This window comes from Streptomyces sp. NPDC006435 (genome assembly GCF_040612315.1).
Taxonomy (GTDB): Bacteria; Actinomycetota; Actinomycetes; order Streptomycetales; family Streptomycetaceae; genus Streptomyces.
The window spans coordinates 128,019-146,785 of record NZ_JBEXPY010000018.1 but is presented as its reverse complement, the minus strand read 5'-3'; the positions used below and the strand labels follow the sequence as shown (position 1 = coordinate 146,785).

The 18,767-nt window shown below is 72.6% G+C and carries 20 protein-coding genes and 1 pseudogene; 12 read left to right on the top strand and 9 right to left on the bottom strand.

Going from position 1 to position 18,767, the window contains the following annotated elements:
• Positions 1–206 precede the first annotated feature (206 nt).
• Positions 207–947, bottom strand: a complete 741-nt coding sequence (locus tag ABZZ04_RS19600; protein ID WP_356933452.1) for a hypothetical protein — start codon at positions 945–947, stop codon at positions 207–209.
• A gap of 326 nt (positions 948–1,273) precedes the next feature.
• Here ABZZ04_RS19600 and ABZZ04_RS19595 point away from each other — a divergent pair, with 326 nt between their 5' ends.
• Positions 1,274–2,032 carry a GntR family transcriptional regulator gene (locus ABZZ04_RS19595; protein WP_356933451.1) on the top strand — a complete coding sequence of 253 codons (759 nt, stop codon included), beginning with the start codon at positions 1,274–1,276 and terminating at the stop codon, positions 2,030–2,032.
• A gap of 159 nt (positions 2,033–2,191) precedes the next feature.
• Entirely contained in the window at positions 2,192–3,454 is a 1,263-nt protein-coding gene (locus ABZZ04_RS19590; protein WP_356933450.1) for an MFS transporter, read from the top strand.
• 73 nt (positions 3,455–3,527) lie between these two features.
• On the opposite strand, the gene ABZZ04_RS19585 is transcribed toward ABZZ04_RS19590, so the two are convergent.
• Positions 3,528–3,803 (bottom strand): hypothetical protein, encoded by a 276-nt coding sequence (locus ABZZ04_RS19585; protein WP_356933449.1) that lies wholly within the window; start codon positions 3,801–3,803, stop codon positions 3,528–3,530.
• 112 nt (positions 3,804–3,915) lie between these two features.
• Between ABZZ04_RS19585 and ABZZ04_RS19580 the strand changes: the two are divergent.
• Positions 3,916–4,146, top strand: a pseudogene (locus ABZZ04_RS19580) (DUF6191 domain-containing protein); the annotation flags it as partial.
• 182 nt (positions 4,147–4,328) lie between these two features.
• On the opposite strand, the gene ABZZ04_RS19575 reads toward ABZZ04_RS19580, so the two are convergent.
• Positions 4,329–4,802, bottom strand: coding sequence for a DUF5707 domain-containing protein (locus ABZZ04_RS19575; protein WP_356933448.1), 474 nt, complete (start codon positions 4,800–4,802; stop codon positions 4,329–4,331).
• A gap of 319 nt (positions 4,803–5,121) precedes the next feature.
• On the opposite strand from ABZZ04_RS19575, the gene ABZZ04_RS19570 reads away from it, so the two are divergent.
• The 3 genes from ABZZ04_RS19570 to ABZZ04_RS19560 all read left to right on the top strand — a co-directional run bounded on the left by ABZZ04_RS19570 (position 5,122) and on the right by ABZZ04_RS19560 (position 8,752).
• Positions 5,122–7,614 (top strand): histidine kinase, encoded by a 2,493-nt coding sequence (locus ABZZ04_RS19570; RefSeq protein WP_356933447.1) that lies wholly within the window; start codon positions 5,122–5,124, stop codon positions 7,612–7,614.
• 19 nt (positions 7,615–7,633) lie between these two features.
• Positions 7,634–8,317, top strand: coding sequence for a response regulator transcription factor (locus tag ABZZ04_RS19565; protein ID WP_356933446.1), 684 nt, complete (start codon positions 7,634–7,636; stop codon positions 8,315–8,317).
• 114 nt (positions 8,318–8,431) lie between these two features.
• On the top strand, positions 8,432–8,752 hold the full coding sequence (locus ABZZ04_RS19560; RefSeq protein ID WP_356933445.1) for a hypothetical protein: 321 nt from the start codon (positions 8,432–8,434) through the stop codon (positions 8,750–8,752).
• Positions 8,753–8,791: 39 nt separating this feature from the next.
• Here the strand turns inward: ABZZ04_RS19560 and ABZZ04_RS19555 are convergent, their stop codons facing one another.
• Positions 8,792–10,381 (bottom strand): MFS transporter, encoded by a 1,590-nt coding sequence (locus ABZZ04_RS19555; protein ID WP_356933444.1) that lies wholly within the window; start codon positions 10,379–10,381, stop codon positions 8,792–8,794.
• 116 nt (positions 10,382–10,497) lie between these two features.
• Here ABZZ04_RS19555 and ABZZ04_RS19550 point away from each other — a divergent pair, with 116 nt between their 5' ends.
• Complete coding sequence (locus ABZZ04_RS19550; protein ID WP_356933443.1) at positions 10,498–11,526, top strand: TetR/AcrR family transcriptional regulator C-terminal domain-containing protein; 1,029 nt, start codon at positions 10,498–10,500, stop codon at positions 11,524–11,526.
• Between the two features lie 286 nt (positions 11,527–11,812).
• Here the strand turns inward: ABZZ04_RS19550 and ABZZ04_RS19545 are convergent, their stop codons facing one another.
• Positions 11,813–12,100 (bottom strand): hypothetical protein, encoded by a 288-nt coding sequence (locus tag ABZZ04_RS19545; protein WP_356933462.1) that lies wholly within the window; start codon positions 12,098–12,100, stop codon positions 11,813–11,815.
• Between the two features lie 173 nt (positions 12,101–12,273).
• On the opposite strand from ABZZ04_RS19545, the gene ABZZ04_RS19540 reads away from it, so the two are divergent.
• Complete coding sequence (locus ABZZ04_RS19540; RefSeq protein WP_356933442.1) at positions 12,274–12,615, top strand: DUF5713 family protein; 342 nt, start codon at positions 12,274–12,276, stop codon at positions 12,613–12,615.
• A gap of 217 nt (positions 12,616–12,832) precedes the next feature.
• Positions 12,833–13,594, top strand: a complete 762-nt coding sequence (locus tag ABZZ04_RS19535; protein WP_356933441.1) for a MerR family transcriptional regulator — start codon at positions 12,833–12,835, stop codon at positions 13,592–13,594.
• Positions 13,595–13,744: 150 nt separating this feature from the next.
• Here ABZZ04_RS19535 and ABZZ04_RS19530 read toward each other — a convergent pair whose 3' ends face one another.
• Positions 13,745–14,413 carry an NAD(P)H-binding protein gene (locus tag ABZZ04_RS19530; protein WP_356933440.1) on the bottom strand — a complete coding sequence of 223 codons (669 nt, stop codon included), beginning with the start codon at positions 14,411–14,413 and terminating at the stop codon, positions 13,745–13,747.
• A gap of 94 nt (positions 14,414–14,507) precedes the next feature.
• Here ABZZ04_RS19530 and ABZZ04_RS19525 point away from each other — a divergent pair, with 94 nt between their 5' ends.
• Positions 14,508–14,942, top strand: a complete 435-nt coding sequence (locus tag ABZZ04_RS19525; protein WP_356933439.1) for a helix-turn-helix domain-containing protein — start codon at positions 14,508–14,510, stop codon at positions 14,940–14,942.
• Positions 14,943–14,995: 53 nt separating this feature from the next.
• Here the strand turns inward: ABZZ04_RS19525 and ABZZ04_RS19520 are convergent, their stop codons facing one another.
• The gene (locus tag ABZZ04_RS19520) at positions 14,996–15,841 is read right to left on the bottom strand and encodes a methyltransferase domain-containing protein (RefSeq protein ID WP_356933438.1); all 846 of its coding nucleotides are present in this window, start codon (positions 15,839–15,841) and stop codon (positions 14,996–14,998) included.
• Positions 15,842–15,972: 131 nt separating this feature from the next.
• Here ABZZ04_RS19520 and ABZZ04_RS19515 point away from each other — a divergent pair, with 131 nt between their 5' ends.
• Positions 15,973–16,596 carry a TetR/AcrR family transcriptional regulator gene (locus tag ABZZ04_RS19515; protein ID WP_356933437.1) on the top strand — a complete coding sequence of 208 codons (624 nt, stop codon included), beginning with the start codon at positions 15,973–15,975 and terminating at the stop codon, positions 16,594–16,596.
• Between the two features lie 355 nt (positions 16,597–16,951).
• Here ABZZ04_RS19515 and ABZZ04_RS19510 read toward each other — a convergent pair whose 3' ends face one another.
• Positions 16,952–17,632, bottom strand: a complete 681-nt coding sequence (locus ABZZ04_RS19510) for a hypothetical protein (RefSeq protein WP_356933436.1) — start codon at positions 17,630–17,632, stop codon at positions 16,952–16,954.
• Positions 17,629–17,970 (bottom strand): helix-turn-helix transcriptional regulator, encoded by a 342-nt coding sequence (locus tag ABZZ04_RS19505; RefSeq protein WP_351833127.1) that lies wholly within the window; start codon positions 17,968–17,970, stop codon positions 17,629–17,631. Before ABZZ04_RS19505 ends, ABZZ04_RS19510 begins: the two co-directional genes overlap by 4 nt.
• 131 nt (positions 17,971–18,101) lie before the next feature.
• Here ABZZ04_RS19505 and ABZZ04_RS19500 point away from each other — a divergent pair, with 131 nt between their 5' ends.
• Positions 18,102–18,638: a hypothetical protein gene (locus ABZZ04_RS19500; RefSeq protein ID WP_356933435.1), complete on the top strand. Its 537-nt coding sequence runs from the start codon at positions 18,102–18,104 to the stop codon at positions 18,636–18,638.
• The last annotated feature ends 129 nt before the right edge of the window (positions 18,639–18,767 follow it).

The window sequence follows — 18,767 nt, the reverse complement described above, 5'->3', positions numbered from 1 at the left end:
TGGACCGCGACATCTTCGCGGCCCCGCCCGAGGAGATCGCGTCGGCGCGGGTCGAACGGACCTACGTCGGCGGCCGACTCGTCCACTCGGTCTGACCACACCCGCAGTCGTACCCGCCCCGACCGGCCGATCGCCCGCACGGCCGTGCCTCGTGCCTCGTGCCTCGTGCCTGGTGGTCGGCGGTCGGCGGCAGCGGTCGGCGGTGTTCAGAACGTCTCGGGTTCCTTGTAGCGCTCGGCGGCGCCCGGCTCGTGCGGGCTGTCCGGGTCCTCCTCCAGGTAGAACTCGGCGCCGCCGTCGAGGTACCAGACCAGGACGCTGCCGCCCACGGCGGGGACGTCCGCGGGTGCGGTCGCGATCGTTTCCACGACGGTGCGGGTTCCGGAGGGCGTCTCGAAGCGCGCCTCCACGGTGAGCACCGGGCCGCCGTGGCTCCAGGACGAACCGTGGCCGACGCCGAGGACCTCGGCCCGCACCTTGGTGCCCTGCCCCCTGACGCGCGCGATGCGGTCGTGCCGGGCGGCGATCCTCCGCGCTTCACGCATCCGGCCGCGCGTGACGAGGACGGCGGCGAGGGCGACGAGAACCCCGGTGCAGGCCGCCACTGTTCCGGCCCTCCCACCCTCGGTCACGAGGGCGACCGCGCACGCGACGGCGATGCCGGTCAGGGCCGGTGCGAAACCCTCCGAATCCTCACCGAGTTCTCGCGCGCCGCGGCCGGCGATGCCGGGAACCTCGTCGATGTTCGGTGGCAACGCGCGGGTCCGCCGGTACATCCGCCGAGCGATGCGCGAGCACGAAATCGCGAGGAACACGCAGGTCAACGCGGCCAGGATCGTCCAGTCCCCCGGATCCTCGCCTTCGGGGCCACCGACGGACATCGGGACGACGCCACGGATCGTCAGCAACGTCGCGGCCCCCGCCAGGAGGGCGATCACAACACGCATCGCGTACAGCATCCGCGCCATCCCCCACCCCACCCCTTTCACTCCGCGCTTTCTCCCACCCGTACTCGTACTCGTATACCGGACGGAGTCCCCGACCGGGAGCGGATGCGTCGACTCCCGGGGGAAATCAGCCGAGTCGGCGCAGGTCCAGGCACGCTGCCGCAGGAGGTCGCCCGCGCACCGAGCGTGTTTCTGCTCCAGTAGCTTTCGCCCGGTGCAGTAGCTTGCCAACGCCGCCCGAACCACCGGCTGCCGCACCCCGGGAAGCCGGCGAGGGACCGCCAGAAGGACCGACGGGAACCGTCGAGAAGCCGGAGGATCCACCCATGCCCCGAGAGGCCCCCTACCTCGCAGTGGCCGACGCGCTGCGCGCCCGGGTCCTCGCGGGGGAGTGGGCGGTCGGGAAGCGTCTGCCGTCCCGGGCAAAACTCGCCGAGGAGTACGGGGTCGGGCGCAACGTCGTGCAGCGGGCCGTGGACGGCCTGATCATCGCGGGGCTCCTCGAAGGACGCGCGGGCTCGGGCACCTACGTCCGCACGCCGCGCGAGCGCCTGCGGATGGTGCGTTCGCGACACCTCGGGCGCCGGGGCGGGCCGCCCTGCCTCACCGGCATGAAGGAGCGGGGCAGGGCCGGTGCCTGGGACGCCCACAGCCAGGTGCGGGTCCCCGCCCCCGGAGCGATCGCCGAACGGCTCGCCATCGGGCCCGGGGACCTCTGCGTCAACACGCACTACGAGTTCCTCGCCGACGGGCAGCCCGTCCAGCTCTCCGAGTCGTGGGAGCCGATGGCCCTCACGGACGGAACGCCGATCATGCTGCCCGAGATGGGGCCCCTGGCGGGCAAGGGCGTGGTCGAGCGGATGCGTTCCATCGGTGTGGTCGTCGAGACCGTGGTCGAGCTGCCCCGCCCGGCCCGTGCCACCCGGGCCCAGGCGAATCTGCTGGGCATCGGCGTCGGGGACCTGGTGCTCCGGATCGAACGGATCATCTACGACACCGACGGGCGGCCGGTGGAGACCGCCGACATCGTCATCCCCGATGTGCGCCGCGAAGTGGCCTACGAGTTCGGGATCGACCGGTCGTAGCCGCCGCGTCGGGCGGAGCAATCGAACCGAACCATCGGACGAAGCCGTCGAACGGGGGCATCGGACGGGGCATCGGGGACGCCGGGCGGGGACATCCGCCGAACGCCCCTGCCGGAGCGGAAATCCGAGTTCGACAACATTCGACAGCAGGTGATGTGCATGAAAAATTCTTCCTGGCCCGGACTCCTGCGCGATCCGGACTTCGGGCGGCTGTTCGCAGCCACGGCACTCGGGCAGCTGGGCGACCGTGTCATCTTCCTCGCGCTGCCCCTGGTCGCGCTCGTGGCCCTGGACGCCGACGAGTTCCAGATGGGCCTGCTGACCGCGATGACCACGGTGGGTTCGCTCCTGGTCGGGCTGCCGGCCGGGGCGTGGGTGGACCGCATGCGAAAGCGCTCGGTGATGATCGGCACCGACGCCGCGAGGTCGCTGATCCTCTTGACGGTACCGGTGGCGTGGTGGGCCGGTCTGCTGACGATCCCGTGGCTCTACGCGGTCGCGTTGTCCCATGGGGTGCTGACGGTCTTCTTCGACGTCGCCCACATCAGTTATCTGCCGCATCTCGTGGGGCGCGGGAATCTCGTCGAGGGGAACTCGAAACTCTCGGCGATACGCTCGGTGACCAGTATCGGCGGACCGGCGACGGCGGGCCCGTTGGTCGGCTGGATCGGAGCCCCCGCGACACTCCTGGTGAGTTCGGTGGGAATGGCCGTATCGGGTCTCCTCGCGTTCCGCATCCGGAAGCGCGAGCAGAAGCCGGAGACCGGTGGTCAGCGCCCTCGGCTGCGTCAGGACGTCGGGGAGGGGATGAAGTTCGTCCTCGGGCATCCCGTCCTGCGCGCGACCATGACGGGAGACGCGGTGTTCAACCTCTCCCTGGCGATGTACCAGACCATGTTGTTGGTCTTCCTGAAGAAGGAGTTGGGCCTCGGGTCCTTCGGCATCGGGCTCGTTCTGTCGGGGATGGGGTGCGGCGCGTTGCTGGGCGCGCTGCTGGCGACCAGGCTCTCGAAGCTGGTCGGGCAGGGCCCGGTGGTATGGCTCGCCCCACTGGTCACCTGCCCGCTGACGGCCCTGATGCCGTTGGCGCGGCCCGGTTGGAGCGTGTACGCGGCGGCGGTCGGGCTCGCGGCCCTATCGCTGGGCGGGGTCGTCCGCGTCGTGGCCCAGTCCAGTTTCCAGCAGGCCCTCACACCCGACCGTCTCCTGGGCCGGATGAGCGCGACGGTCCGGTTCGTGTCCTGGGGCGGCCTTCCCCTGGGCGGGCTGCTGGGCGGATTCTCGGGCTCCGCGCTCGGGGCGACGGCCACGCTGTGGATCGGTGCGGGCGGTATGACACTGAGCTTCCTCCCGAACTTCCTGTCACCGCTCCGGTCCCTGCGCACGCTGCCCGGGGAGAACTCCCCCGAGACCGTGCGTTGAGATGCGCCCCTTCACCGTCCCGGAACGCGGGCCCCATACCCCCGGGGACAAAACCCCTGCGGTGGTCGGGCGTTCACCCGAGGGCCCGGTACTCGGCCGGCGGGGCGGCCAGCTCGGGATGGTCCACGGTGTACCGGTCCCCGTGAATCGCCAGCATCGCCCAGTGCCACGACTCGTCGTGGAAGACGAGTCCGCGGAACGGTGCGTCGGCCGGTTCGTAGGGGTACCAGTCCAGAGCCTCCGCCCAGGCGTTCTCCGGTGTCCGGTTGCCGTACCGCTGCATCACCCACGCATAGGCGCGGCGCTCGCTCTGCAAGTACTCGACGTACTCCGCCTCGCTCCAGGTCATCCGGTGATTCTAGTGACTCGGCCCGCACCATCGGCCGGGCAATCGGCCTGCCGCCCGGTGGGTGGCACCGACTGCCGGCGGGCGGACGCCGGCATCCAGGAGGTGACATCACTTGCTGCTCACGATCGGCAGTATCGTCATCGTTCTTTGGTTTGCCCTCTTCGCACGGGCCGGCCGGCGTCGGCGCAAGTACGGCGGTGGAGGCGCGTCGGCTGTCGAGACGTGGGGCGAGCTCTTCCACCCATCGCAACGACACGTCCGACAGGAGCGGGAACGCCGACTCGCCCTCCGGGACGACGCCGGCTCCGGGGCACCGCCCAACTCTGTCGGCCTCGACTCCGGCAAGGCATTCATCCGCCCCGGCAGGACCGCGCGAACAGGCACGGCACACCCTGACGGCTCGCCACGCGGCCTCGGCCGGGTCGACGACGTGCTGTTGCCCGTCGACCGGGCCGAGAACCGACTTCAGGGCACGCCACCGTTGGTCGGCACAGTCGCGGGAGAACCCGACGTATGCCGACGAGGTCACCGGGACCGGGCGTCGACCGGCCCTTCGGTCATCTCGAAGGTGGCGGCACGGGGTACGAACGTCGTGTCGCCGTCCTCGGCCGTCGCCAGCGCCGATACGTACCAGGTGCCGGTGGGCGCCTCGGCCGACTCCTTCTCGGTGATCCGCAGTGTGTAGGTGCAGCGGGAGGTCTCGGCCGTGGTGCGCAGGCACGTGGCGTCCTCCACGGAGCGGAGTTCCGCCTCGGTCGGGTCGAGTTCCGAACTCGCGGGCCAGGCAAGGACCTTGAGACCCCGGACGCCCGAATCGTCGCTCACGTCGGCGGTGAAGACGAGTGTGCCCGCAGCGCCGCCGGACGGGGCCGTGTAGCGGGCCGAGCCGTTCTCCAGGGTCGGCTCCGTGGCGGTCGACGCCATGGCGAGGCCGCCCGCGGCCACCGCTCCGAGAGCGGTGGCACCGATGAGGGAAGACATGAGAATGCGCTTGGACATGGTGGTTCCTTCTGAATTCCGGATGCGGTGGAAGGGGGTACTCGTTCGTTTCCGGTGCTCATTCGCTTTCCGGCGCTCGTGCGTTTCCGGTACTCGTGCGTTTCCGGCGCTCGTGCGTTTCCGGTGCGATCGGGCACTGGTGCGGTCGGTTCCGATGCGGTCGGTTCCGATGTGGTCGAGCCTATGGTCCGGAACTCCGCGCGGGCCTCGCACCGCGGGATGATTGCCGTGTCGAACCGGAGATAGAGACAGACCGGGAAGGGAATCCGCCTCCAGCCGGAGACGGGCCCCTCACCTGCGGACATAGCCTGGTTCCGTCATGAAGCGAACCGACGACCGGCTGCTCCCGGTCCTGCTGATCTGTGCCCAGGCGGTGGTGTGGCCCGGCGCCGGGCTGGTGCGCGGGGCCGTCCCGTCCGCCTCCGCCCTTCTCCTGGCGGCCCTGGTCGCCGGCCCGGTGGCGGCCGCGCTCGCCCTGCGCCGTACTCGTCCGGTGGCCGCCCTCGTCCTGGTCGCCGCGGCCTGTGCGCTGGGGGCCGGGCCGTTGCCCGTCGGGGCGGTGGCGGTACTCGGGACCGCGGGTGTCGCACTGGCCCTGTTCGCCGTCGCGGTCGAGCGCGACGCCTTCACCGCCGTGCTGTGCGTCGTGACGCTCGCCGTCTGGCAGTCGTGGCACGGTCTCGGCCTGCACGGACTCAACGACCCCGACGGTCTCGACCTGGTCCTGACCGCACTGCTGTACGCCGTCGCCTGCGGCTCCGGCCTGCTGGCGCGGCGGACCCGCCGCGCGAGGCGGGCGGCCCAACAGGCGCTGAACCGGGCCGAGACCGAACGCCACCGGCTCCCGATGGCCGAACGACGCCGCATGGAACGGGAGTTGCACGACGTCAGCGCCCATCATCTGACGGCCGTGGTGGTCACGGCGGGAGCGGCTCTCGGGCTGCGCGGGCGCCGCCCCGAACTGGCCGACGAGGCACTGGAGTTCGCGGCCGAAACCGGACGCGAGGTGACCCGGGCGCTCGGAGCGGTACGATCCCCCGCGCCCTCTCGGGAGGAGTTGCCGTCGCCGGAGGAACGGCTGCTGGACCTCGTCGCGGGATTCCGGCGGCTGGACCAGCGGGTGGACTGCGAGATCGACCCGCTGCCGGACGGCGCCCTCGCGGACGCGGTGCACGGCATCGTGCGCGAGGCGCTGACCAACGTGACACGGCACGCACCCGGCGCGCACACGGAAGTACGGTGCCGGTACGGCGACGCCCGTACGGAGGTCGTGGTGACCAGCGCGGCGCCGCCCGCCGGTTCACCGGCGCACGGTGCGGGCCTCGGCTCGGGGCGCGGCCAGGGCTTTCTGCGGTCCCGGGCCCGGGAGGCCGGTGGCACGCTGACCAGCGGGCCGACGGCGGACGGCGGCTGGGAGGTGCGCGCGGTCCTGCCCGGCCGGACCGCCGCCCCGGTGGAACGGTCCGCGTCGCGGCACCATCGCCCGGCGCAGGTGACGGCCGCCGCGGGCCTGTGCCTGCAACCGTTGCTCCCGGTGCTGGTCGTCCGGGCGGAGACCGTTCGGGGCGGGGCACAGGTGTCCGCGGGGGTGTTCTTCGCGTTGCTGGCCGCGGCCCAGGCGGTCGCGTTGCTGTGGTCGCGCCGGGCGCCCCGTGCCGCCCTCGCCGCCCTGTTGGTCCTGGCCCCGCTCTGGCCGGTGGCGATGGCCGCGGGCGACTACACGGGGCCGGTCGTCCTGCCGCCCGCGTTGAGTGTGCTCGCCATCTGCGCGGTGCTCGCCGAGGACGCGGCCCGTACCGCCGTCGGTCCGTCCCCCGCAGACCCGTACTCCGTTTCCGGTTCCGGTCCGTCCCCCGCCGGGGCCCGCCGCCCGCGCGCGTTGCTGCGGGCCGGTCCGGTCGCGGCCGTGGCGGTGCACGCGGGGGCCGCGGTCGCCGCCGTCCTGGAGCGGGGCACGACGCTTCCCGTCTGGGCGGTCGTCGGGTGGGCGGTCGCCGGGACATCGGTGGCCGTCGGCGCGGCCCGGTGGGGCGGGGCCCTGCGCGGACGGCGCGACCGGGCCGCCCGGAACGTGCGGGAGGAGCGTCTCGCCGCCTGGACCGGGGAGGCCGTCCGGGACGCGTGGGCCGAGCGCCGCCGGATCGCCGCCGGGCTGGAGACCACGGTGCTGGCGCGCACCGCCGACGTGGTCGCGGAGGCGGAGGCGGGCCGGCTGGAGGCGACCGCCGAGCGTGCCCGGGAGGCCCTGGCCGCGATGCGCGCCCTGCTCGACACGGTGCGGGAGGCCGGGCCGGGTCCGGGGCTGCGGCCGCAGCCCACCCTCCAGGCCCTCGACCTGCTCGCCCATCAGTGCCGGGCCACCGGCCGTGACGTCGAGGTGCGGCTGACCGACCGGGTGCCGGAGCGGCTGCCCACCGAGGTGGACCTGGCCGCCTACCATGCCGCCGAGACGGTGCTCGCGGCCGGCGGCGAGGAGCCCGCGGTGCTGGAGGTCGACGCGGACGACGACGCGTTGACGCTCACGGCCACCGGAGTGCCCCGGACCGACCGTCCCGCCGTGCGGGAGCGGTTGGCGGCGCGGGTCACGGCGCTCGGCGGCACACTGACCACCGGCCCGCCGGGCACGGTCCGTCTCCGGCTGCCACTCACCGGGAACGGACCTGCCAGGGACGGGCCGGCCGGGAACGGACCGACCGGGGACGGGCCGACCTGGGACGGGCCGACCGGGGGCTGTGCGGCAAGGAACGGTGTGACGGGAGCCGACGGTGGTATGCGGGTTCCGGAACAGGACGACGAGGAGCGGGAGCGATGAGCCCCGGTGCGAGGGAACGATGAGTCTCAGTGTGCTGGTCGTCGACGACCAGGCCGTCGTACGGGCGGCGTTCGCCGCCGTGATCGACGCCGAGGAGGACATGACGGTCGTCGGTGAGGCGGGCGACGGCGCCGCCGCGGTGCGTCTCGCCGAGGAACTGCGGCCCGACGTGGTCGTCATGGATGTCCGGATGCCCGGGATGGACGGCATCGCCGCCACCCGGATCATCACCGGGCGGGAGGACGCGTGCCGGGTCCTGGTGCTGACCACCTTCGACCTCGACGCGTACGTGTTCGACGCGCTGCGCGCCGGGGCGTCCGGTTTCCTGCTCAAGGACGTGCACACCTCCGAACTGCTGGGCGGCATCCGGGTGGTGGCCTCCGGCGAGAGCGTGCTCGCCCCGTCCGCGACCCGGCGGCTGATCGGCCACTACGCGTCCGGGGCGGGCAACGGGTTCCCGGCCGGGAGCGGTTCCCACGGGCTGGACGGCCTGACCGGCCGGGAGCGGTCCGTCCTCACCATGGTCGCGTCCGGGCTCAACAACGCGGAGATCGCCGAGGAGTTCGGCATCGCGATCGGCACCGTGAAGTCCCATGTGAACGCGGTGCTGCGCAAGCTCGGGCTGCGCGACCGGGTACAGGCGACGATCCTCGCGTACGACCTCGGCCTCGCCCGTCCCAATCCGCCCGGCGGCCCTTTCTGACGGCCCGCCTGCCGAACACCGCGTCGCCGGTATCGGCAACAGCGCCGGCAACGGCTTCGGCTTCGGCTTCGGCTACCCCGTACCGCACTCACCACCACCGAGGAGTCCACCGCCGTGACCGGTTCCGGCCGATCCCTTTTCCGCCGTCTGCGCCACGTTCTCGGCGATGTCGTCGCCCTCGTGTACCTCGCGGTCTGCGCCGCCCTGTCCGTGTGGGCGGTGGTGGTGACCGTCCACGACAGTTCGGGCGAGTCGATGGCGGGCGTCATCCCGCTGCTCGCCACCGCCCCGGCCAGTCTCGTACTGCTCGTGCTGCCGGACCACGCCGCGATGTTCGTCGTCGCCGTCGCCCTCGGGGCGGTGGTCAACGCCGCGGTCATCGGCTGGTGTTCCCGCGCACTGCGCCGCGGCTCCGGCCCGGATTCCGGGTCCTGAGCCCCTGCCCCGGTCCGAGGTCCGGGAAATCGCGGTACGTCAGGGCACCGCAGGCTCCGGTTCGTTGTCCGCCCCTTCCGGATGCTCACCCGTGGTCGAACCCTCCGTCCCCGGGTGCCCCGTCCCGGCCGCGCCGCGCAGCAGCACGAGCGAGAGGACACCGGCCGCGGCCATGACGGCCGCCGCTCCGATCGCGGCGGAACCCATGCCGCGGGTGAAGGCATCGCGCGCGGCCGTCAGCACGGTGTCCGCCGTTCCGGCCGGGAGCCGGGCCGCCACCGCCGTCGCGCCGCCCAGGGTCTCGCGCACCGCCCCGGCGTCCGGCACCCCGGCCGGCAGGGCGCCGGTCATGTCGCGGCTGTAGACCGCCGCGCCCACGGAGCCCAGGATCGCCATGCCCAGGGCTCCGCCCAGTTCCTGGCCCGATTCGAGGACGGCCGCGGCGGAACCCGCGCGTTCCGGCGGGGCGGCGCCGAGGGCCAGTTCGTTGGCCAGGGCCATGGCGGCGACCAGGCCGCCCGCGTAGACCGAGGCACCGACGAGAACGAACCAGAGGGCCGAATCGGTGCGCACCTGGGTCAGCCAGAGGAACCCGCAGGCGGAGACGAGGAAGCCACCGCCCATGACACGGGCGCGGTCGACGCGCTGCGCGAGTACCGCCGCGGCCGGGGCCGTGACGGCGACGCCCACGGCCGGGACCGTGCTCCACAGCGCGCCTTCGAGCGGGCTCATGCCGAGGACGGACTGGAGGTACTGGGCGAGGAAGACGGCCATGCCCACCGTGGCGAACATCGCCAGGAGGTCGGCGAGCACCGGGCCGCCGAAGGCGCGCCGTCCCAGCAGGCCGAGGTCGATCATCGGGTGGGCGAGACGCTTCTGGCGGCGTCCGAGGACGAGTCCGAGCAGCAGCCCCGCGGCGATGCCGAGAACCGGCATCGGCTCGTATCCGTGCCGGGCCAGTTCCTTGATCCCGTGGACGACCGGAAGCAGGGTCGCGAGCGAGAGCGCCGCGCTCGGCAGGTCGAAGCGGCCCGGCTGTGCTGCCCTGAACTCCGGTACCAGGAAAGGCACCAGCACGAGCAGCAGCACCATCGCGGGCAGGTTGATCAGGAAGACCGAGCCCCACCAGAAGTGTTCGAGGAGCAGGCCGCTGACCACCGGGCCGAGGGAGATGCCGGTGGTCATCACCGCCGTCCACAGCCCCACTGCCCGGCCGCGCTGTTTCCCGTCGCGGAACAGGTTGCGGATCAGGGCGAGCGTCGAGGGCATCAGGGCGGCGCCGCCGAGCCCCAGCAGTGCGCGCGCGGCGATGAGCAGGTCGGCCGAGTGGGCGTACGCGGCGACGACCGAGGCCGCGCCGAAGACCGCGGCGCCCCCGAGCACCAGCACGCGTCGGCCGATCCGGTCGCCGAGCGCGCCCATCGTGATGAGCAGTCCGGCGAGCACGAACCCGTACATGTCGAGGATCCACAGCTGCTGGGTGGCGCTCGGCTCCAGATCCCGGCTGATGTACGGGATGGCGAAGTAGAGGACCGACACGTCCATCGAGACCAGCAGCAGGGGCAGCATCAGGACCCCGAGCGCGGTCCATTCCTTGCGGCCCGCGCGGGGGCCGGGTGTGTTCTCCATGGAGCGGTACGGAACCGGGTCGGCGCGTACGCCGCAAACAGCTGCCTAGTGCACTCGGCACCGATCCGGAAGTAACCAGGCAGAATGCCCTCCCAGTGCACTAGTACGGTGTGGGCATGGCAGCCGATCCGCCCTATCTCCGTATCGCCGGGGACATCCGTCGTCGCATCGATTCCGGCGAACTCGCCCCCGGCGACCGCGTCCCCTCCACCCGGCACATCACCCGGGAGTGGGGCGTCGCGATGGCGACCGCCACGAAGGCGCTCGCCGCGCTGGGCCAGGAGGGTCTGGTGCGGGCCGTGCCCGGGGTCGGCACGGTGGTCGCGGAGCCGGTGCGGGCCCAACACGCCGTACCCGGCCGGGCCCTGACCCGCGCACGCATCGTCCGTGCCGCGATCACGCTCGTCGACACGGAGGGGTTCCCCGCCCTCTCCATGCGCCGGGTCGCGACCGAGTTCGGGGTCTCCACCATGGCCCTGTACCGGCACGTGCCGAACAAGGGCGAACTCGTGCGGCTGATGTCGGAGGAGGTGTTCCGCGAGGAACCGACGGGGCCGCGGCCGTCCGGTTGGCGCGAGCGACTGACCCTGGAGGCAAGGTGGTTGTGGGAACGGTACGAACGCCACCCCTGGCTGGCGCGAGCCCTGGCCGCCCTCACCCGGCCGATGGCCTCGCCCCATGCGATGCGCTACACCGAGCGGATACTGAGCGCCGTGAACGGGCTGGGGCTCACTCCGGACCAGATGCTCCACGTCCACCTCTCCCTCCTCGGGTACGCCCAGGGCATCGCGACCGCCATCGAGCTGGAGACCCAGGCGCGGCAGGACACCGGCATGACCCCCGAGGAGTGGCTGGCCTCCAACGAGCCGCGGATGGAGGCGATCCAGACCACCGGCGCCTATCCGGTCCTGTCCACGCTCTTCGACCAGGACGGGTTCGACCTCGAACTCGGCACGCTCTTCGAATTCGGGCTCGAACGCATACTGGACGGCGTCGAGGTGCTCATCGAACAACCCCGGCGAGCGGCCCACCGCTCCTCACCCGCCTCCGGCCCGCACCCATCCGGCCCCGGGCCACGCCCATCCGCCTCCGGTCCGCGCCCGTTCGGCTCCGGTCCGGCGGATGCTCCTCGCCCCCATCCGTGAGCCCGTGACCAGCCACCCCCGACCCATCCATTTCAATACATCTAAAGCGATTGGTCATGTTGTGGGCGTGACCGCCGCCACGGCGGCCGCACCACACCGCACACCGTCTTCGACCACCGCTGCGCCCGGGAGCCGTCCGCCCTCATCGGCACCGACCCGGTGGAGTTCCCCGGCGGCCACAACGGCAATCTCCCCCACCCCGCCGCATGCGCCTCCCGACTCCGCGGGGTGCCGGCGGCCCTCCCCGGCCGGGACGCGCCCGACGGCGCCCGCGGCGGCCGGGCGGTCACGCACTCGCCCGACGGACTCCCCCGCCGAACCCCCGGGCGGAGGCATCCGGTTCACGCCGGATCAGGACGACGCCGTACCCGACGATCCAGACGACCCACATCAGCCAGCCCGCGAGACCGAGGAGGCCGAGGACCCCACCGCTGTCGACGACCCAGCGGGCGAGGGTGGCCGAACCGAACTGCAGCGCGGCGGCGAGCAACCCCAGCGCGCCGTGCCACGGCCCGATCAGACCGGCACGCAGGCCACGGGTCGCCCTCGCCTCCCGGACCCTGCACCGGTTCATGACCACTGAGCACACCCGTCTTCGCGACGCGTTCGTCCGCACGCTGCCGGGCCGGTGAGCACGAACGCCGTTCCGGACGCTCGTCCGCCGGTCGGCCGGAGCAGCCACCACCGGGTTGTCAGTGGGGTGATGCATGATCGGCACGTCGGACTCCACCGAGCGAACGAGGCGCCATGCCAATCACGAACCAGCAGGTGAACGAGGACCTCCTCCTGCACCAGATGTACGCGGACGAGTACTTCCCGGATCACGTCGTCGACAAGGGCAAGGCGATCCTGCTGCGCTTGTGCGAGCGGATCGAGGCGGAGCAGCCGGCGGACCTGCCGGCCCTGTACGTGCTCACGCAGGCGGCGACGGAGGAGTTCAACCTCCTGGAGAGCGAGTTCGAGGCGGCGGGGAGCGAGATCGAGACCGTTGCCCGGGAGGACATAGGCGAGAGTTTCTGGTTCGTGGCGACGGCCTACGGGTTCACGGATGCGGACGTGGAGGAGCTGATCGCCACCCGGGACTGGTGAGCGAGGGCCCCGGACGGAGGCCGGGACGGCGGCGGTCCCGGGCTCAGTGATCGGCGCCCGGGAGCTCGGGGCTCAAAGCTCGGGCTCGGGGCTCGGGGCTCGGGGCTCGGGGCTCGGGGCTCGGGCTTGAAACTGCCGCAGCGGAAGCTTCTACCGTCCTGACCAGGGCCGGAGAAACCGGCCCGGCGAAACACTCGTGGGGGAGACGGAGGTGGCGATGGCCTGGTCGACCGCGGAGGTCGCCCGGATGTCGGGCGTGACGGCCCGGACCCTGCGGCACTACGACGAGATCGGGCTGCTGCCACCCGCGTGGATCGGCACCAACGGCCACCGTTACTACGAGGAAGGCGAGTTGCTGCGGTTGCAGCAGATCCTCGTGCTGCGGGCGCTGGGCCTGGGACTGCCCGGGATCGGCGGGGTCCTGGCCGAGCAGATCGACGAGGTGGAGGCCCTGCGGGGGCACCACCATCGTCTGCTCGCCGAACGCGACCGGCTCGACGCCCTGGCCGACACCGTCTCCCGCACGATCGCCGAACTGGAGCAGTCCAGGAAGGACGGCAGAGCCATGACCGCCATCAACCGGCCCGAGAACCTCTTCGAAGGCGTCCGGCCCGCCCAGTACGAGGAGAGCCTGCGGGACTTCCCCGGGCTGGCCGAGGACATCGAGCGGTACACCTCGACGATGAGCGAGACGCAGATCGAGACCGGGCACCGCGAGCGCACGGCGCAGATGATCCGGCTGGCCGAGCTGCTGGTCGCGGGCGTGCCCGCCGACGCCGCCCCGGCACAGGCCGAGATCGATGCCCAGTACCGGGCGCTGACCGTGCTCCGTGCGGTCTCCGTCGAGGAGTACCGCGCGATCGGGCGCTCCTGCGTGGACAACGAGCAATGGTGTGCGGCGTACGAGTCGATCGCGCCGGGCCTGGCCGCGTACCAGCGGGACGCCATCGAGGCGTACGCCACGACCCGGCTGGGCTGAGCGCCCCGTACTCCTGCCGTTCCGCAGGCACCGGACTCCGGTGCCTGCGGCGCCTGCGGAACGGCGTCACGCCTCGCGCACCCGGGTCAGCGGCTCCATCAGCCGTCGGCTCTCCGCTGATCCCCTGCTCCCCCGCCCCCTGACCGTGTTTCAGTCGAACACCGAGACCTGGGCGCGGTGGTGCCTCGGAGCGTCGATCTCGTCCAGCAGCGCCACCGCCAGATCCGCGTAGGACAGATGCGCCGGACCCGTCTCCGGCACGACTTCGCCCCCGACGCGATAGCGGCCGGTCCGGGGAGCGCCCGCCTCCAGCAGGGCCGGCGGGGTCAGCACGAGCCAGTCGACCGGCGTCCTTGCCGCCCGGAACCTTTCCAACCCGGCCCGGTGCGCGAGCGCGAACGGCCGGATCTGCGGCGGGAACAGCTCGGGATCGTCCATCACCAGCCCGCCGTCCCCGGTTTCGAGGCTCGCGAACAGCCCGACCACGACGAGCCGGGGCACCCGGGCCTCCGCGAGACCCCGCAGCAGTGCATCGGCGGCCCGGACGAAGAACTCGGGGTCGAGGTCGTCGAAACCCTGCTCGGGTCCCGAGAACGGACTCACCGCATGCACCGCGGCGGCATGCCCGCTGCTCACCCCGGCCACCGCACGCGGGTCACCGATGTCGCCGCGGACGACACGGACGCCGTCCGTCCCGATGGCGGCGTGCTTCTCGGGGTCGCGGACAACCGCGGTGACCAGGTGCCCGCGGGCGCGTGCCTCGGCGGTGACGGCCCGGCCCGCACGACCACCGGCCCCAAAAACAACGATCTCACTCATGCATGCCCCTCCCGGCGGCGACTTCCGCCACCGAGAAGGACGGTATCCAAGAGATACTGGTTACCTCAAAGATACTGAGGCTACCCTCGCATCCATGACCGAGCCGCTGGATCCCGACATGTTCGACCCCATCTGCCCGTCCAACGCCATGCCGATCCGGATCGGCGACAAATGGACGGGGATGGTCGTGCTCTGCCTGGAGGGCGGGGCACGGAGGTTCAGCGATCTCCGGACGCCCCTGCGGGGCATCACCCCGAAGGTGCTCACCCAGACCTTGCGGTCCATGGAGCGCGACGGCCTGGTGACCCGCACCGCGTACGACGAGAGCCCGCCCCGGGTCGAGTACGAGCTGACGGCGCTGGGGCGCAGCCTGTTCCCGCTGATCGCGGCCGCGCGGGCCTGGAGCAGGGAACATCTGCCCACCCTGCTCCGGGCCCGCGCCTCGTACGGGACACCGCCCGACGGGGTCCCGCTGCGGCCACGACCGGTCACCGGCGCCGACCGGCCGGGGTCCGTCACTTCGGCATGATGAAGTAGCGATGGTCATGGGCTCCCCCGGGAGCGGCGAGCGGTCGGGGGCGATCACTCGGGGCGGGTCGCGGTGACCAGCCAGGCGGTGCTGAGCAGGCGGACCGCCCCGTTCTCCTCGTGGCCGCGCAGGTGTTCCTCCAGCGCTTCGCGGGCGCGGTCCCGGGCGTCCTGGGACACCTGACCGGTCAGGTGGCGCCCCGGGCCGGTGCCCAGGAGGAAGGCCGCCGCCTCCTCGGCGTTCCGCCCCCAGTCCCCGTACGCCTCGACCCGGCGCAGAGCCGTGCGTACGAAACCGGCTCCGGACAGCACCTCACGGATGCGGTCCGGGTCCGCCAGGGAGAACATCCCGGGGCGCCCCGGTGCTCCGAAGTCCCCGAGGGGCAGGTGGTCCCGCAGCGCCGCCATGGCCCGCACCCACCCGTTGAGGTCGGCGTCCGCGGCGCAGATGAACGCCAGCCGGCCGCCGGGGCGCAGGGCGCCTCCGATGTTGGCGAACGCGGCCGTGGGGTCGGCGAAGAACATCACCCCGTAGCGGCTTGTCGCCACGTCGAAGGCGCCGGGTCCGAAGGGGTGGACCTGGGCGTCCGCGTGCTCGAACGTCACGTTGCCGAGGCCCTCCCGCTCCGCGCTCGCGCGGGCGCGTTCGAGCATGGGGCCCGACAGGTCGACGCCGAGGGCCCGTCCGTTCACCGCCCGGCGTGCGGCGAGCCGCGTCGTCCGCCCCGATCCGCATCCGACGTCGAGCACCCGGTCGTGCCCGTCGATGGCCGCGGCGGTGAGCAACGGCTGGTCGAAGCCCGCGTTCACGGCGTCCCAACGGTCCTGGTTGCGGGCCCAGTACGTGCCTTCGTAGCCGTTCCACGCCTGGGCCTGTTCGGTGTTGACGACGTTGCGCATCGGGTGCCTTCCTGTCGGGCGCCGGGTGGGCGAGCCTATGATGGGCGTGTGCCCATACAGTATGGGCACACGCCCATACCGGCAATCCCCAAAGTGGCCGGGGCGGACGACGACAGCATCGGGAGGGGCTCATGTCACCGCGTGGAGTGGCGATGCCCGACGTCAGGGAGCGGCTGTTCGCCGCCGCGGAACGCGTACTGGAACGGGATGGTCCGGGTGCCCTGACCAGCAGGGCGATCACCACCGAGGCGGGGTGCGCCAAAGGCATGCTGCACGCCCGTTTCGCCGGGCTGGACGAGTTCGTCGCCGAGCTGTGCCTGGACAGGTTCGCGCGCACCGCGCGGCTGGCCGAGGAGCTTCCCGGCCTGGCGGGCTCGGGCACGGTGACGGCGAACCTCATGGGCGTCGCGAGCGCGCTGTTCGACTCCGGCGGCCCCGTGATCGCCGGCCTGGCCATGACGCGCCCGGCCGCCGCCCTCCGGATACGGCAGGAACTGGAGGGCGGGGCACCGGGGTTCACGGCCGTCCAGGAAGCGATCGCGCGCTACCTGGACGCCGAGCGGCGCCTCGGCCGCGTCGCCGAGGGCACGGACACGACCGCTGTCGCGCTCGCGCTGGTCGGAGCCGTTCACCACCTCCTGATGACCGGTTGGCCCGGCGCGCCGGATCCGCGCGAGCAGGTGGACCGGCTGGTGGCCATGCTGGTGAGCGGGGCCACCGGAGCCGTGCGCGGCAGCGCTCCGGCCGGGGAGTGAGGCCCGGACCCGACGACCCCGGCGACCGGACCCGGCACCCCGACGACCGACATCCCGGCGACCGGCCCGTCGCGACCGGGCCCGGCGAAGGGGCGCGCCGCAAAAGGTGCGTCCCGCAAAAGAGTTCGCCCCACCGGGCCCGGTCCTCTACGCTCCCCGCAGCGGGACTGCGCAGTTCCCGCAGGTTGTGGGGCTGTGGCAGAGCGGCCTATTGCGATCGGTGCGGGTGAGGCCCTCCCGCATCGACTTACGGGGACCAGGGCGGGCCTGCCCCCCCACCGTCCACGGGTTCGAATCCCGTCGGCACCCGCAACCGACCGAACACCACCCTCACGTTCCGCGTTCCGTCGGAATCTCAGCAGGGGGCGGCGACGGACAGCCGGGCGCACTCGCGACAGGCGCGCGCCGAGGCGGCGACCCTGGCATGGAAGACGACGACCACCACGCCCGCGACCAGACTCGACGGCCAGTCCGTCGCGAGCGCCGAGGCGAGGGCGAGGGTGAGGGCGCCGGCCCCGAGGGTCACCGCCGTGGTGGTGGCGGCCCAGGCGACGACGAGCGGCAGCCGGTGCGGGGTGGGAAACCGGCGCGCGAGGACGCCGGTGGCACCGAGGGCCGCCGCCGCCAGGAGCGAGGCCGAGGCCGCGACGCCGCCCAGATGGGCGACCAGCAGTGGGACCGGATCGGGCAGTCGGTGCCCCGTGGAGCCGTCCCACGCCTGCGCCAGGTACCAGCACATGAGCAGCAGAGGGGCGACCAGCGCGACCGTACGGGCGGTGTGGCGGGCCTGGGCGATGGTGAGTTCGTGCTGGAAGCTCGGCGCGATCTCGGCCACGGTGCCGAACTCGTGCACCGCCCGACGGGCGGCGTCGCGATCGGATTCGGGCCCGCGCGAAAAGTCCGAGGCGGCGTCGACGAGCCCTTCCCTGAACTCCGTCACCATCCGGGACTTGACCCGGGCGGGACCGTGGAGCGCCGCGGCCAGTTCCGCGACATGGGCCTCTATGGGGTCGACGTCACCGCCGGGCGTCCTCACGTCGCGTGCCCGGGGCCCGGAGCCGGCTCCAGCACTGCGCCGATGGCGGCCGTGAACTCCTTCCACACCGACCGCTCCGCCGCCAGGCTGCGGCGGCCGGCGTCGGTGAGTTCGTAGCAGCGCCGACGGCGTTCGCCCTCGGACTCCCAGACGCTGCGCAGCAGCCCGAGCCGCTCCAGCTTGTTGAGAGCTGGGTAGATGGTGCCCTTGCGCAACTCCAGCACGCCGTTGCTGCGCTCATGAACCGCGGTGATGACCGCGTAACCGTGCAGCGGGCCGGATTCCAGCACGGACAGCAGAAGTCCGTCCAGGTGCCCGCGTACCGCACTCGCCTTCATGGTCAGGCAGCCTACCCAAAGCGTGCACGGGCGTGCTACCTATAGATGGGCAGCCAACCTATAGGTGGGCAATCCATTGGTGACGATCCGTCGACGGGCAATCCGCCGACGGGCGATCCGGAAGGGTTCCGATGACCGAACTCCTGCTCTCGGCGCATGTCCTGGCGGCGATCCTGGCGATCGGGCCGATCACCGTCGCGGCCTCGATGTTCCCCCGCTTCATCCGGGAACCGGACGCCGAAGGCGGCGGCCCCGAGGGGCAGAACGTCCGTACCGCGGCGCTCCTGCACCGGGTGTGCCGCGGGTACACCGTTCTCGGCGTCGCCGTCCCTGTCTTCGGGGTCGCCACCGGCGCCCGGCTCGGTGTCCTGACCGACGCCTGGCTGCTGGCGTCGGTCGTGCTGACCGCCGCCGCGGCGGCCCTGCTGTTGCTGGCGATCCTGCCCGGACAGCAACGGCTGCTGTCCCACCCCGCAGGAACGAGCACCGGCCCCGGCCCCGGCACCGGTGCCGCGGGCGAGGCCGGTGCCGGGGGTGTCGCTGTGACCGCGGTGGCGACGCGGTCGGCGACGGCGCGGCTGGCCATGGTCACGGGCGTCTTCAACCTGTTGTGGGCGGTCGTCGTCGTGCTGATGATCGTCCGCCCCGGCTCCACCACGGGGGTCTGAGCCCCGTGCGCACGCCGCGGATCACGGCCGGCCGAGCGGTGGCGGGGACCGCAGGAAGGTGGCGGCGCGGGCGGTCACCTCGTGGACGTCCCTCCCGGTGCGCGAGGTCCGGGGCCCGGGGGCCCGGGG

Coding starts and splice junctions, on each gene's coding strand:
- ABZZ04_RS19600 (WP_356933452.1), bottom strand. CDS start 947: ATGCGTGTTGTGATCGCCCTCCTGGCGGGGGCCGCGACGTTGCTGACG.
- ABZZ04_RS19595 (WP_356933451.1), top strand. CDS start 1,274: ATGCCCCGAGAGGCCCCCTACCTCGCAGTGGCCGACGCGCTGCGCGCC.
- ABZZ04_RS19590 (WP_356933450.1), top strand. CDS start 2,192: ATGAAAAATTCTTCCTGGCCCGGACTCCTGCGCGATCCGGACTTCGGG.
- ABZZ04_RS19585 (WP_356933449.1), bottom strand. CDS start 3,803: ATGACCTGGAGCGAGGCGGAGTACGTCGAGTACTTGCAGAGCGAGCGC.
- ABZZ04_RS19575 (WP_356933448.1), bottom strand. CDS start 4,802: ATGTCCAAGCGCATTCTCATGTCTTCCCTCATCGGTGCCACCGCTCTC.
- ABZZ04_RS19570 (WP_356933447.1), top strand. CDS start 5,122: ATGAAGCGAACCGACGACCGGCTGCTCCCGGTCCTGCTGATCTGTGCC.
- ABZZ04_RS19565 (WP_356933446.1), top strand. CDS start 7,634: ATGAGTCTCAGTGTGCTGGTCGTCGACGACCAGGCCGTCGTACGGGCG.
- ABZZ04_RS19555 (WP_356933444.1), bottom strand. CDS start 10,381: ATGGAGAACACACCCGGCCCCCGCGCGGGCCGCAAGGAATGGACCGCG.
- ABZZ04_RS19550 (WP_356933443.1), top strand. CDS start 10,498: ATGGCAGCCGATCCGCCCTATCTCCGTATCGCCGGGGACATCCGTCGT.
- ABZZ04_RS19545 (WP_356933462.1), bottom strand. CDS start 12,100: ATGAACCGGTGCAGGGTCCGGGAGGCGAGGGCGACCCGTGGCCTGCGT.
- ABZZ04_RS19540 (WP_356933442.1), top strand. CDS start 12,274: ATGCCAATCACGAACCAGCAGGTGAACGAGGACCTCCTCCTGCACCAG.
- ABZZ04_RS19535 (WP_356933441.1), top strand. CDS start 12,833: ATGGCCTGGTCGACCGCGGAGGTCGCCCGGATGTCGGGCGTGACGGCC.
- ABZZ04_RS19530 (WP_356933440.1), bottom strand. CDS start 14,413: ATGAGTGAGATCGTTGTTTTTGGGGCCGGTGGTCGTGCGGGCCGGGCC.
- ABZZ04_RS19525 (WP_356933439.1), top strand. CDS start 14,508: ATGACCGAGCCGCTGGATCCCGACATGTTCGACCCCATCTGCCCGTCC.
- ABZZ04_RS19520 (WP_356933438.1), bottom strand. CDS start 15,841: ATGCGCAACGTCGTCAACACCGAACAGGCCCAGGCGTGGAACGGCTAC.
- ABZZ04_RS19515 (WP_356933437.1), top strand. CDS start 15,973: ATGTCACCGCGTGGAGTGGCGATGCCCGACGTCAGGGAGCGGCTGTTC.
- ABZZ04_RS19505 (WP_351833127.1), bottom strand. CDS start 17,970: ATGAAGGCGAGTGCGGTACGCGGGCACCTGGACGGACTTCTGCTGTCC.
- ABZZ04_RS19500 (WP_356933435.1), top strand. CDS start 18,102: ATGACCGAACTCCTGCTCTCGGCGCATGTCCTGGCGGCGATCCTGGCG.